The sequence below is a fragment of the Frankia sp. Mgl5 genome (assembly GCF_023242985.1).
In the GTDB taxonomy this organism is placed as follows: domain Bacteria; phylum Actinomycetota; class Actinomycetes; order Frankiales; family Frankiaceae; genus Parafrankia; species Parafrankia soli.
The window spans coordinates 24,684-36,768 of record NZ_JALKFY010000804.1; the positions used below are offsets into that span (position 1 = coordinate 24,684).

General features: G+C 68.6%; 11 protein-coding genes and 1 pseudogene. 8 read left to right on the forward strand and 4 right to left on the reverse strand.

The window, feature by feature from the left end:
- Nucleotides 1-92: 92 nt before the first annotated feature.
- Both MXD62_RS29195 and MXD62_RS29200 read right to left on the reverse strand, forming a co-directional pair.
- Nucleotides 93-593: a hemerythrin domain-containing protein gene (locus MXD62_RS29195; RefSeq protein ID WP_248832598.1), complete on the reverse strand. Its 501-nt coding sequence runs from the start codon at nt 591-593 to the stop codon at nt 93-95.
- A gap of 474 nt (nt 594-1,067) precedes the next feature.
- Nucleotides 1,068-1,697: pseudogene (locus MXD62_RS29200) on the reverse strand (hypothetical protein); the annotation flags it as partial.
- Between the two features lie 146 nt (nt 1,698-1,843).
- Here MXD62_RS29200 and MXD62_RS29205 point away from each other — a divergent pair.
- From MXD62_RS29205 to MXD62_RS29215, 3 genes are all read left to right on the forward strand, one after another.
- Complete coding sequence (locus MXD62_RS29205) at nt 1,844-2,806, forward strand: Rieske (2Fe-2S) protein (RefSeq protein WP_248832600.1); 963 nt, start codon at nt 1,844-1,846, stop codon at nt 2,804-2,806.
- A 343-nt stretch (nt 2,807-3,149) separates the two neighbouring features.
- Complete coding sequence (locus MXD62_RS29210; RefSeq protein WP_248832601.1) at nt 3,150-3,758, forward strand: hemerythrin domain-containing protein; 609 nt, start codon at nt 3,150-3,152, stop codon at nt 3,756-3,758.
- Between the two features lie 516 nt (nt 3,759-4,274).
- Entirely contained in the window at nt 4,275-4,688 is a 414-nt protein-coding gene (locus MXD62_RS29215) for a DUF2267 domain-containing protein (protein ID WP_020461522.1), read from the forward strand.
- Nucleotides 4,689-4,883: 195 nt separating this feature from the next.
- Here MXD62_RS29215 and MXD62_RS29220 read toward each other — a convergent pair whose 3' ends face one another.
- On the reverse strand, nt 4,884-6,362 hold the full coding sequence (locus tag MXD62_RS29220; RefSeq protein WP_248832602.1) for an MFS transporter: 1,479 nt from the start codon (nt 6,360-6,362) through the stop codon (nt 4,884-4,886).
- A gap of 164 nt (nt 6,363-6,526) precedes the next feature.
- Here MXD62_RS29220 and MXD62_RS29225 point away from each other — a divergent pair, with 164 nt between their 5' ends.
- Nucleotides 6,527-7,183: a TetR/AcrR family transcriptional regulator gene (locus MXD62_RS29225; RefSeq protein ID WP_248832603.1), complete on the forward strand. Its 657-nt coding sequence runs from the start codon at nt 6,527-6,529 to the stop codon at nt 7,181-7,183.
- Nucleotides 7,184-7,285: 102 nt separating this feature from the next.
- On the opposite strand, the gene MXD62_RS29230 is transcribed toward MXD62_RS29225, so the two are convergent.
- Nucleotides 7,286-7,990: a TetR/AcrR family transcriptional regulator gene (locus MXD62_RS29230; protein WP_248832604.1), complete on the reverse strand. Its 705-nt coding sequence runs from the start codon at nt 7,988-7,990 to the stop codon at nt 7,286-7,288.
- Between the two features lie 99 nt (nt 7,991-8,089).
- Between MXD62_RS29230 and MXD62_RS29235 the strand changes: the two genes are divergently transcribed.
- From MXD62_RS29235 to MXD62_RS29250, 4 genes are all read left to right on the forward strand, one after another.
- On the forward strand, nt 8,090-8,311 hold the full coding sequence (locus MXD62_RS29235) for a hypothetical protein (protein ID WP_248832605.1): 222 nt from the start codon (nt 8,090-8,092) through the stop codon (nt 8,309-8,311).
- Between the two features lie 223 nt (nt 8,312-8,534).
- Nucleotides 8,535-9,353, forward strand: coding sequence for a TIM barrel protein (locus MXD62_RS29240; RefSeq protein WP_248832606.1), 819 nt, complete (start codon nt 8,535-8,537; stop codon nt 9,351-9,353).
- A gap of 110 nt (nt 9,354-9,463) precedes the next feature.
- Nucleotides 9,464-10,465 carry an aldo/keto reductase gene (locus MXD62_RS29245; protein ID WP_368862466.1) on the forward strand — a complete coding sequence of 334 codons (1,002 nt, stop codon included), beginning with the start codon at nt 9,464-9,466 and terminating at the stop codon, nt 10,463-10,465.
- Between the two features lie 583 nt (nt 10,466-11,048).
- The gene (locus tag MXD62_RS29250; RefSeq protein WP_248832609.1) at nt 11,049-11,843 is read left to right on the forward strand and encodes an SDR family oxidoreductase; all 795 of its coding nucleotides are present in this window, start codon (nt 11,049-11,051) and stop codon (nt 11,841-11,843) included.
- Nucleotides 11,844-12,085 lie beyond the last annotated feature (242 nt).

The following is a 12,085-nucleotide window of genomic DNA, read 5'->3' on the forward strand; positions in this document are numbered from 1 at the left end:
GGCCTCGGCATCGCGATGGGACGCCGGACGGCGGATGGGCCAGGTGCCGTCCGGCGCCCCATCGCGGACGCACCGTATCGACACCGCGTCGGCTACCTGAGGACGGCGTCGATGCTCTTCTTGATAGCGCTTGGCTGGGCCGGACTGTGCGGGGCCTTCTCCTTCACCTCCAGCAGACGTTCCCCGATCTCGGACAGCTGCTTGCGACCGAGCTTCTCCCGGACCTTGGGGAACCAGCCCTCTTCCTCCTCCTCGATGTGGCGCGTCACATTCTCGATCAGAACGGTCGTCTTGGCGCTGAAACGTTCCGCGTCGGGCGGAAGAGCGGCGAGTTCCACGGCCAGCAGGTCAGCCACGTGGTGCTCCTCATACGACTCGAGGATCTCGTCCTCCAGGTCGGGCAGAAGGCTCCGCACCTCCGGATACATGACCTCGTTCTCGATATAGGTGTGCACGGTGAGCAGCTCGATGATCTTCTCGACGAGCTTGCCCTTTGCGGTGAAGGCTCTGTCTCCCACCTGCTGGAACTGCTTGAAGGCGGCCTTGATGTCCTTGTGGTCGGCCTTCAGGAGCACGATCGCGTCCGTCGACATCGAGCTTCCTCCGAAATCTTGTCCTGGGTGGGCGCTCGTTGCGGCGCATCCCCCCGACGCTGGCAGTCAAACGCACGGCGGCGCTCAGGCTTCGCCTCGCCGCCGGCCCGAAACCCTCTGTTCACCGGTAAGCCTGCCCGGATACTCGACCGTTCACCCCGTGACGGGGGAACGATCCACGGCGAAGCGTGCACCCGACCCTGACTCGGCCGGCGCGGCTCACGGGTCCCTGATTCGGTCGTGGCGGGCGGGGGACCGTGAGGGACATGGCCCGTGACGCCTCCGGCGGCCCGGAGATCACCGCGAAAGACTTCCGGACCTGGTCGGCGACCGTGCTCGCGGCGGTCGCACCTGGCCACGAGCGCGCCGCTGGCTCGCGAGAGGGCCTCCCCGAGCCCGCGCGGACGCGCCGTCAGCCGGATGTGCAAGGAGGGCGCCCACCACCTGGGCAACACCCGCGGTCCGCCGCGCCTCCTATCGCGCCGAGTCACGCTCGGCGGCACGGGCCAGACCACATCCACCGTTGCTCGGACGTTCCCGCCGTGAGCGTCGGTGCAGCACCCAGACAGTGGTCAGAGTGAGGACGATCGTGATTGCGGTGAGCGTGAGGAGGCTGCCGGTTGTCGCGTGGTCGAAGGTGTCGCCGTAGCCGCCCATGCTCGGCACGATGTCGGCGTAGCGACCGAGCTCGAATTCATGTCCCAGTGCTTCGAACGTGTAGCGGGTGGACAGGCCGAAGCTGAGCAGACGTCCTGGAACGGCCATGTCAGCCACGGGAACGACGGCGCCGGCGAACAGGACCTGGAGGATGCTCACCGCGACCAGCACCGGGAACAATGCGGCGATCTTAGCGGCGACGTAAGCGCCGACGCTGAGTCCGGCGAGGCACTCCCGCCGAAATATCGCCAGCTCGCCGACAATCTGGAGCAGCCCATAGGTCAGACCGAAGAAGAACCCGTCGAACGCGATCCAGAACACGGTCTGGGCCGGGCCTGCGTCGGCCGGGTCGCCCGGGTAGAAGGCACCTGGTCGGAACAGGGTCGCCATCATGGCCGTGACCAGCACCGGTGACCCGAGCAGGACAGCGAGTGTCAGTCGCAAACGGGAACGTGTGCCGGGCCTCGGCACGGGTACGCGTCCGTTGCACCGCCACCCGGCGCCGGCGGCTCGCCGGCAAGCGCCGATGCCGGTGGCGAGCGGCTGCTACATCGCAACTGGCCAGGTCGTGAAGCGTGCGAGAAGAGGTCGACATGCGCGGATCCGAACGGCTGCTCGATCGGCTCGAGCGAGAGCAGAGGCTTGATGCCCCTGCGGAGGCGGTCTCGGGCTTCTGGTCGGCGGCGCTGCGCTCCGAGCGGTTGCGCGATGTGCTCAGCGGCCGGCAGCTCGGGCATCCGCTGCATCCCGCGGCGATCCTCGTCCCGGCGGGGACGCTGCTGAGCGCGACGATGCTGGACACCACTGGTGGCGCCGCCCTCCGCCCGGCCGCGCGACGGCTCGTCGGACTCGGCCTGCTGTCGGCCGGACCGGCCGCGCTCGCCGGGTGGTCGGACTGGCTCGACACGGAGGGCGCCGAGCGCCGGGTCGGGCTCGTCCACGCCGCTTCCAACGTGGTGGGACTCGCAAGCTACGCGATCTCATGGCGCCAGCGTCGTCGCGGCGCGCGTGGGCTGGCCGCCAGTCTCGCGGGTGCGGCCGCCCTCGGCCTCGGCGGCTGGTTGGGTGGTCACCTCGCCTACGCGCTGGGGGTGGGGGTGGACACCACCGCGTTCCAGCGGGGGCCGGCCGAGTGGACGGACGTGCTGGCGGCCAGCGAGGTCACCACGGAACTGCGGCAGGTCGAGATTGATGGGGTGCCGGTGCTGCTGACCAGGGTCGACGGTCAGGTCGTCGCGATCAGTGACCGCTGTACCCACCGGGGAGGCCCGCTGCACGAGGGCGAGCGCACCGGCGGCTGCGTGCGCTGCCCCTGGCACGGAAGCCAGTTCGAGTTGGCCTCCGGCGAGGTCGTCCAGGGCCCCGCCACCCGTCCGCAGCCGGTCTACGAGGTCCGCGAGACCGGCGGGCGGGTCGAACTCCGCCGCTCGGAGGTCCGGACGCTACGCGCCAACCCCGTCGGACCGTCGCCCAGCCCGGAAGCACGGCTCCGGATCTCGACCGAAGGCCAGGCGGTGACCAGCGCGGCCATGCATCGCACGAGCCAGCACATATGACGAACCGCACCCCCGGGTGCGAGACCCGAGCGCCCGTCGCGGTCCGGCCCTCCCGCCGAATCGGCATGCTGGTGGCACTTGCCGGAATATGGTGGAGAAATTCAGCAGGGCAGCCAGGAAACGAGGAATTCTGACCGGATATCGCTATTCCGGCGGATCAGAGAAAAGGACCCGTTAGGGCAGACCCCGTCGAACAGATACTGATACTGCTCGGGATAGGACACGATCTACCCGGGAGCAGCAGCACGGGTGCGGTTTGGACCCGGGCAACCGGGCACGTCCAGATCTGTCCACCGAATCCGCCCCGCCTCGCCGAGCGGGGCATCACGGGATGGAGTGCCCGATGGCGATGAGCGAAGCCGAGGTCGAGCGTGCCCGCGCCGCCCAGCTGCCCGACGACGACGTTGTGGGTGTCCTGCTCCGTCAGCACGCCCGCGTCCGTGACCTCTTCGCCGACATCCAGAGCACGACAGGCGAGCACAAGAAGCAGGCCTTCGACGAGCTGCGCGCGCTGCTCGCGGTGCACGAGACGGCGGAGGAGATGGTCCTGCGGCCGGTGACCGCCGAGGCCGACCGGACCGTCGCCGAGGCCCGCAACCGGGAGGAGGACGAGGCCACCCAGGTCCTCAGGGTGCTGGAGAAGATGGACGTCAACAGCGCCGAGTTCGACCGCCGGCTTGCCGAGTTCGAGAAGACCGTCTCCGATCACGCCGAGCACGAGGAAAGCGAGGAGTTCCCACGCATCCGCGCCGCCCGCACCGAGGACCAGCTCGAACACATGGGCCGCCGGCTGCGCACCGCCGAGAAGATCGCTCCTACCCATCCGCACCCGTCCACTGCGGGGTCACCGGCGGCCCAGTGGACCATCGGCCCAGTCGCCTCGATCATCGACCGGGTGCGCGACGCGGTGCGGCCATCGCATCGACCGCCACGCGGCGGTCGGAGGGCATGACCGACAGCGACGGCACGAGACCCATCGGGGGCGCGCCGACAAGTCCGACTATCTCCAGACCGCAGCCCGGTGCCGCCGAACGCACCGCGGGCGCCGCCACGGTCACGTCCAAGCCGCACCCGACAGCGGCCTGGACGAGGGTTCGTGAGCACCGCGCCTGTCTCCCCGCCGAACGGCGCGCCCAGCCGGGCTTCGACGCCCAGAACCGTCATCAGGCGCGCGATCCACACCCATGGGCTTCCTCACCGGGACTTCGGTCCTCGTCGGCTGAGGCATGCTCGCCGACTTTGATCGCCATGCTCAGCCGCGGACCCGCCGGCGGTCCGTTTCGCTCTTCGTCGCGCACATCGGGCGAGGGCTGCGCCGCCGACACCGTCCGCGAAGGCGGGACGGTTTCGCGCCCGGCGCCGCGGGGAGGGCGATGACGGAAGGAGCAGCTGACGGCGCATGGCCGCCACCGAGGCCGAGATCCGGGTGTCGGGACCACCCCACAGGCCCGCTCGGAGCGTACCGCTGATGGGAGAGGTGAAGCTGTTGAAGCAGGACGAGATCGTCTCCGCCGTTCGCGGGACCGCCCGGATAGACAGCGTCGAGCACGCCGAGGCCGCCGTGCGGGCGACTCTGTCGGTACTCGGCGAGCGGTTGTCCGGCGGGGAGACCAAGGACCTGGCCTCCCAGCTCCCGTCGCCGTTCGCCCAGGCGCTGCCGCCAGCCGGCCGTGGCGAACGGTTCGGGCTCGACGAATTCTATCGGCGCGTCGCCGAGCGGGAAGGCGAGGGCTGCGACGAGGCGCATGCCCGCCAGCATGCCCGGGCGGTGGTCGCGGCGCTGAAGGCGTCGATCAGTCCGGACGAGTTCGAGGACGTCGCTGGGCAGCTCCCCAGCGACTACGCCGACCTGCTGGGCCGCGAGCCGGTCATCCACTACTGACCACGGACCGCACGCCGCTGTGCGCTACTCGAAGCGGATCGCGCAGGTGGTTTACATGCGGCCGGGAAGGGAATGGGCGCTCCGTCCACGTTCGTCGGGTTTGTCGGCGCGGCTTGCCAGCTCGCAGTCCAGGGCGAGGTCGAGGACGCGGTGCGAACTGCTCGACGGGTTCCGTCCGGGCTGCAAAAGAGCAGCTCACAAGCCGCGCCTGGATTTTGGAGCCCCGCAGGGTCGGGTGAGTGCCACGATCAGGAACACGGCCGTGATGAATCCGGTCGCTACGGTGAAGGCGCTGGCCATGCCGTGGGCGAGCAGGTAGTGGTTCAGGTCCTGCGGGTTGAGACCGGATGGTGGGTTGTGGGCAGCGGCGCGGCTCGCCGCGCCGTAGACCGTGACCAGCACGGCGAGTCCCAGTGCGGCTCCGATCTGCTGCGTCACGACCGCCATGCTGGAGGCTGCGCCTGCGTCTCTCGGGCTGACGTTGGCGACCGCGCTGACGTTGAGTGGCACGACGAGCAGTCCGACCCCCAGGCCGAACAGCAGCATGGGACCAAGGACGCCACTGAGATAGTCCGTGTCTGCCGACATGCGGGTGAGCCAGGCCATGCCGCCTCCGCAGAGCACGGCGCCGACGAGCATGAGCGGCTTTGGGCCGGCCTTCGCCAGCAGCGTCGAGGCGCGTTGCGCGGAGATGAGGAGACCGACGGACAGGGGCAGGAAGGCGAAGCCTGCCCGCAGTGCGCTGAAGCCGAGGACCTCCTGGAGGAACTGGGTGGTGAAGAAGAACATGCTGAACATGCTGCCGAGCAGGAGGAGAAGCAGCAGGTAGGTGCGAGCCCTGGCGGGTTCGGCTACCAGCCGCAGGGGGACCACCGGTTGCTCGGTGCGGGCTTCCTGGGTGGCGAAGAGCGACAGCGCGACGACCGCGAGCCCGAACGCGGCCAAGGTCCAGGTGTTGCTCCAGCTGTTGGAGGAGGCGCGGAGGAAGCCGTATACCAGCGCTGCCAGGCCGACGGTCGCGGTCAGGGCGCCGGCGAGGTCGAACCGGCCGGGGTTGCGCCGTGGGCCGTGGACGAACCTGGGTGCCAGTGCCGCGACCCCGAGGGCGATCGGCACGTTGATGAACATCACCCAGCGCCAGGACGCCCAGGTGGTGAGCATCCCGCCGAGGATCAGGCCGATCGACCCGCCGACCCCGTTCGCGGCGGCCCACGTGCCGAGCGCTTTGGTCCGCTGGGGGCCTTCGGGGAAGTTCGCTGTCAGTAGCGCGAGGGCGTTCGGTGAGGCGCAGGCGGCACCGACGCCCTGCCCGACCCGGCAGACGATGAGCATCCACGGCTCGGTACCCAGGCCGCCGGCCAGCGAGGTGACACCGAAGAGCAGGACGCCGGCCTGGAATACCCGCAGCCGGCCGAGGATGTCCCCGGCCCGGCCGCCCAACAGGAGCAGGCCGCCGAAGGTAAGGGTGTAGGCGTTGAGCACCCAGGCCAGGTCGGTGGGTGAGAAGCGCAGCGCGCGCTGGATGTCGGGGAGCGCGACGTTCACGATCGTGGTGTCGAGCACGAGCATCAGCTGACAGGCCACGATCACGACCAGGGCGAAGTGGCTTCGCCTGTCGTCCGGCCGGGTGCCGGAGACGCTCGCTTCCTGCTGGGTCGCCGCGGGGGTGGACACCGACGCCTCCTCGGGGAAACCAGATAAGGTCCGATCTCGTATCTTGCGGGCATGCTAGCAGCGCCGACGACGCTTTGGGTACCAAGACGTACCTTAAAGTCGGCGGTATGATCGACGTCGTGTCGCGAGGCTGAGCACGCCGACATGGTGGGAGGAGACGGGCGATGACTGTCGCGTCCAGCTCCGGTCGATCCCTCGGCCCAGCCACGCGCCGTCGCGGCGACAACCTACGAAAAGCGATCTTCGAAGCCGTGTTCGAGCAGTTGCGAACGGTCGGCTACGCCAATCTGACGATGGACAAGGTCGCCGCAGCCGCGCGCACCAGCAAAACCGTCCTCTACCGCCGGTGGTCCTCCAAAGACGACATGATCAACGAGGCGCTGCGGGACGCGCTGCCCTCACCCACCGACGTGGCACGAACCGGCAACGTGCGCGCCGACATCCACGCACTGCTGCGGTGCATCCAGGTTGCCTTCACCTCGACCAGGGGCACCGCGTTCCAAGTCGTCTCGGCGGAGTCCGGCTGCGAGCGCGGGTTCGTGCGCCAGGCCGTCATAGAACACGTCGTCGAGCCCTGCACCGAGCTGATCCTCGGCGTGCTGCGGCGCGGCGTCGAACACGGCGAGGTTCGCCCCGAAGCGGCCTGCGAGTTGGTGGCCAGCAGCGGCCCCGCCATGCTCGTGCAGTACTCCCTGGTTCACGGCCCAGTCCTGCCCGACGAATTCATTTCGACCGTCGTCGACCAGATCGTGCTGCCGCTGGCGGCCCCCACCCCCACCAGCGGCGACAGCCTCCCCGCGGCCACGGCACTATTGCGCTAAGCGCCCGCCAGACCCGCGACGGAACACCCCGAGGTCCGCGACAGCCTGAAACCCGGATTCTGGAGCCCCACAGGTGGGCGGGCGTGAGACTCCAGGCATTCATTAGCCGGGCCGCGATGTCCGACTGGAGGTCGTCAGCGTTTCTGGGCCGTGTGGCACCGTGGGGCTCGGGTCTTGGAGCGATGCGGTGATGGCCTCACCACAAAGGGCTTGGACTTTGGCCGGATCGGCGGCGCCAGGATGGGCGAGGGAAAGGGCTGCGATGCCTCGGGCCATCCCCATGACGAGCACGGCAGCGGCGTCGGCGTCGGTGTCGGCGCGGATCGATCCGTCCTGCTGACCGGCTCGGATGGTCTCGGCGAGGTCGCGATGTGTTTGCCGGTCTGCGTGGACGACGGCGGGCAGCGGGGAGTCGGACGGGAACGTCGCGCCCCACATCACGACCACGGCGCGCTCCTCGGGTGCGTCGGCGGCGATGAAGACCTCGAGGTAGGTCTCGATCGTCACACGAAGCGCCTCGAGGGCGGAGAGCTCCTCGGCTCGCTGGTCGGTGCGCTCGAGGGCCTCGGTCGTCGCCTCGAGCGTGCGCTCGTGGGCGCGCTCGGCCAGCCGGGTGATCAAGCCCTCTTTCGACCCGAAGTGGTAGGCGGGCATCTCTCGGCTCGTCCCAGCGCGCGCGCCGATGCTGCGCAGCGACGTCCGCTCGAACCCGCGCTCCGCGATCAGTTCGGCCGCAGCTCGCAGCAACGCCGCTTCGGACGCGGCGCGGCGCTCGACCTGCGTTCGCCGCTGCGGACGTTCGACCACCGTCAGGACGATAGCAAAGTCCTGGCACGCGCCAGAGAAGTGCTAACTTGTCGGGCACGTGCCAGGTAACACTGACTCAGTCAACTGGGGGAGGCTCGGTTGCCGCGTGCGATCGTGTTCAACGGTGATGGCCTGCTGGACGGCTTGGACATCAACCAGATCCCGCTGCGGAACATCATCGTGCTGCCAGGTGGGGGCGTCGACCTGAGCCTGGCGCGCTCGATGATCAACGATGGCGAGGTCCCCACCGCAGAGCTGGCGGGCGAGTCCTTTCCCCTGGAGCGATTCGACGCCGTGCGCGTCTCACTAGAGGTTGCGTGATGTGTGGCGTCGAGGGGGCCACGCGGCACGAGGCCCGCTGCTGCCGGCTGATGGACATCAACAACCGCGGGCTACCGCCCGGTCGGCACCGCCGAGGTCACCATGCACAGGACGGATTCCGGCGGCAACGTCACCGGGCGACCGTGGCCGACCCGACGGGCATCACCGCCAGCCTCACCACGGTCGGCGGGGCCCGAGGACCGCGATTATGAAAGGGAGAACGATGGAACGACTGTCGATCGAGCCGCTGAGCGTGCTGGGACTTCCGCCGGTTGAATCCGTCGGCCTGGCCGCCGACCTCGGGCTCCAGTACGTGGCGCTCGCCCTGAGCGCCTTACCGAATCCCTACGGCTACCCGCCCTTCTCACTGCGGGACGATCTCGCCCTGCGGCGCGAGACACGCGCCGCCCTGCGCGACCGGGGGGTGACGGTCTCCCTGGGCGACGGGTTCGTGCTCCATCCCGGCAGGGACATCCGTGATCTCGCCGGCGACGTCGCCATCATGGCCGAGCTCGGCGCCCAGCGGATCAACACCGTCACCTTCGATCCGGACTTCGGCCGCAGCGTCGACCAGTTCGGCGTGCTTGCCGAGATGGCCGCCGAGCTCGGCCTGGCGACGACGCTGGAGTTCTCGCCCGGGCTCACGATCGCCGATCTCCCCACGGCGCTCGCCGCCGTCCGGGCAGTCGGGAGGCCGGACTTCCGTCTCCTCATCGACACGATGCACCTCGTGCGGTCCGGCTCCGGCCCGGCCGAGGTCGCCGCCGTCGACCCCGACCTGATCGGCTACATCCAGCTCAGTGACGTCCCGCTCGTGCCCACCATCCCTGACTACATGGAAGAGGCGTGTTTCGAGCGGATGGTGCCGGGCACTGGCGAGCTGCCTCTGCTCGAGATCCTCGAGGCACTGCCGCGCCATCTGGTGATCGGACTGGAGGTACCTCTCCGCTCCCAGGCCGACGCCGGCGTCGGCCCCCACGACCGGCTCAGCCGGTGCGTCGACGCCGCCCAGAAGCTCCTCGTCCAGGTGACCGACCGATGAACGACGGTCAGCCGCCGGCACGCACCGGGGTGACGGCCCGACCGCCCGTCACGGGCCACGCGCTCGGGGCCGACCCGACCGCGCACCGACCGGATCCCGGAGCCGTCGGCGTGGGCCCTCGGCGCATCGGCAGCCTGGAGGTCTCCGTCGTCGGTCTCGGCGGCAACAACTTCGGCACGGACTTCTTCGGCGCCGGCTGCGACGGCCGCGAGGTCGATCGGATCGTCCACGCCGCCCTCGACGCGGGCATCAACCTCTTCGACACCGCCGAGGAGTACAGCATCACGTCCTTCCTGGGTGAAGGGCACTCCGAGGAGCTGATCGGTGCGGCGCTCGGCCGCCGTCGGGACGAGGCGATCATCGCCACGAAGTTCCTCAACCAGAGTGAGGCCGACCCGGATCAGCGGGGCGCGGCGCGCATCGTGGCTGCCGTGGAGGCCAGCCTGCGGCGGCTCGGGACGGACCGGATCGACCTCTACCAGCAGCACCAGCCCGACCCCTTCACGCCGATCGAGGAGATCCTCGAGGCGCTCGACCGGCTGGTCCGCGCCGGCAAGGTGCGCGAGGTCGGTTGCAGCAACTTCAGCGGCCAGATGCTGGACGAGGCCGCTGCGACCGCGGCCCGGGCGTCGTTCTCGCCGTACCGGTCCTGTCAGGTGCAGTACAGCGTGCTGGAGCGCCCCCACGAGGGCGTGCTCGGCGCGGTGGAGCGCACCGGCATGACCGTCCTCGCCTACTTTCCCCTCGCCAGCGGACTCCTCACGGGCAAGTACCGCCGGGGCGAACCACCGCCGCCGGACGCACGGCTCGGTGCGGACGCGCCGGTCAGCACCATGCTCCGCCAGGGGATCATGGCCCGCCGCCCGCCGCTGTCCGACGAGCGGCTCGCCACCGTCGAGCAGCTGTCGGCCTTCGCGGAGGAACGAGGGCGTTCTCTGCTCGAGCTCGCGATCTCGTGGCTCGCCTCCCAGCCCACCATCGCGTCGGTCCTGACCGGCGTCACGAAGCCCGAGCAGGTCATCGCCAACGCCTCCGCCGCCGGATGGCAGCTCACCCCCGATGAGCTGGCGGCCGTCGACGCAATCGTCGCTCAGGAGGCCGAGGTTCTCTGATCGTCGTCGATGGGCGCGGGCAGGCTGCTCGTGGCGTGGAGTGACACGGTGGCCCACCCCAACGTATCGTCCCCCGACTCCGGCCGCAGGGCCGCTCCGTCCCATCCGCGCAGGTAGGTCTCGTACACGTGACGGAGGAATGGCAAGGGGATCGGATGATGGTAGCCGGCGCCTGGCTGCGTACCAGCGGATGCGCAGCCAGGCCGGGGGCGCGCAACGCACATACGGCGACTGCCGTCGGTACACGGTGCGGACTGCTTCGGCGAGACCTCAATTCCGGTCGATACAACACCACATTTCGTGGTTCAACGCGGCCAAGGCTTCACCACGATCATCCTCGATGGAGTGCGGCCGGCGCACTTCCGCGATCCGACCGGAAACTGCCGGGAACTGCGCGGCGGCTAGACCAGAGGGAGCATCCAACTAAAGCCGGTAACTAGTTGTCGAGTATCAGCATTCATCTGCACTTCCAGCTGACTTGCTATCACGCGCCAAGGTTTCAGACGCTGGACGAGACCACAAGGCGAAGCCGGTGAGCGCGAGCACTGGCAACTGGAAGCTGCGGGCTACAGAAAGAAATATCATGCCATTTGCAGAGAAGTACGGACCATGGGCAGTCATCACGGGCGCCTCCGAAGGGACCGGGCAGGCATTCGCCCGCCGCATAGCCTCCGAGGGTCTACCCTCCATCCTTCTCGCGCGACGGTTGGAACCGTTGAACGACCTGGCGAACTCGATCCGTGCCGAAACCGGCGTTGAATGCATCACGGCGTCAGTGGACCTGGCAGCTGAGGACGGCGCCCAGCAAGTCATCGAAGCGGTAGGTGACCGCGAGATCGGGCTGTACGTCGCCAACGCAGGTGCCGACACCAACGGAGCGCACTTCCTCGACATCGACGTCGAACCCTGGCTGAACCTGATGCGCATCAATGTTCTGACGATGATGCAGCTGTGTCATCATTTCGGCGGATCCATGCGGGCGCGTCGTCGCGGCGGATTACTGCTGGTCAATTCCGGCGCAGCCTATGGTGGCAGCAGCTTCATGGCGGCCTACGCGGGAAGCAAAGCCTTCGAACTGTGTTTCGGCGAGTCCCTGTGGGCCGAGCTGCGCCCCTACAATGTCGATGTGCTCAACCTGGTTCTCGGCAAGACCGATACACCGTCCTTCCGGGCCCTGCTGGCGGAAAAGGGATTGCCGGAGCCGACCGACTGGGCCACATCGCAAGATGTGGCTGAGGCCGGAGTGACGCGCCTTCCGCACGGACCCATCCATAATCAGGGCCAGGAAGTTGACACCGCGGGCGATCAACGACGCGCCAGGATTCTGATGATCGACGAGATGACCAAGGACGTCTTCGGGGAGAGGGTCCCTGACTGAACAGGTCGTTTCAGAATGATCCTCGGAGTTTTCATAGGCAGATGATCGAGCAGGCGAGGCTGAGGACCGCCTGGTGTATGTCGACGCGGTGTTCCTAGTGTCCTGCGCCAGAAGTTTCGGGTAAGTAGTAACTTTGGCAGGTAGGGGAACCTCGGCCTGGGTCATCCAGGTGAGTAGCCGGGGGGAATCGCACCCCCCGGCTCTCGCAGAACCGGGCGTAAACCTCTCGGTTTACCCGGCTC

Excerpts from the sequence above, each read along its gene's own strand:
- MXD62_RS29215 (WP_020461522.1), top strand. The coding sequence starts at position 4,275 with ATGGGAGAGGTGAAGCTGTTGAAGCAGGACGAGATCGTCTCCGCCGTT.
- MXD62_RS29195 (WP_248832598.1), bottom strand. The coding sequence starts at position 593 with ATGTCGACGGACGCGATCGTGCTCCTGAAGGCCGACCACAAGGACATC.
- MXD62_RS29210 (WP_248832601.1), top strand. The coding sequence starts at position 3,150 with ATGGCGATGAGCGAAGCCGAGGTCGAGCGTGCCCGCGCCGCCCAGCTG.
- MXD62_RS29240 (WP_248832606.1), top strand. The coding sequence starts at position 8,535 with ATGGAACGACTGTCGATCGAGCCGCTGAGCGTGCTGGGACTTCCGCCG.
- MXD62_RS29205 (WP_248832600.1), top strand. The coding sequence starts at position 1,844 with ATGCGCGGATCCGAACGGCTGCTCGATCGGCTCGAGCGAGAGCAGAGG.
- MXD62_RS29225 (WP_248832603.1), top strand. The coding sequence starts at position 6,527 with ATGACTGTCGCGTCCAGCTCCGGTCGATCCCTCGGCCCAGCCACGCGC.
- MXD62_RS29250 (WP_248832609.1), top strand. The coding sequence starts at position 11,049 with ATGCCATTTGCAGAGAAGTACGGACCATGGGCAGTCATCACGGGCGCC.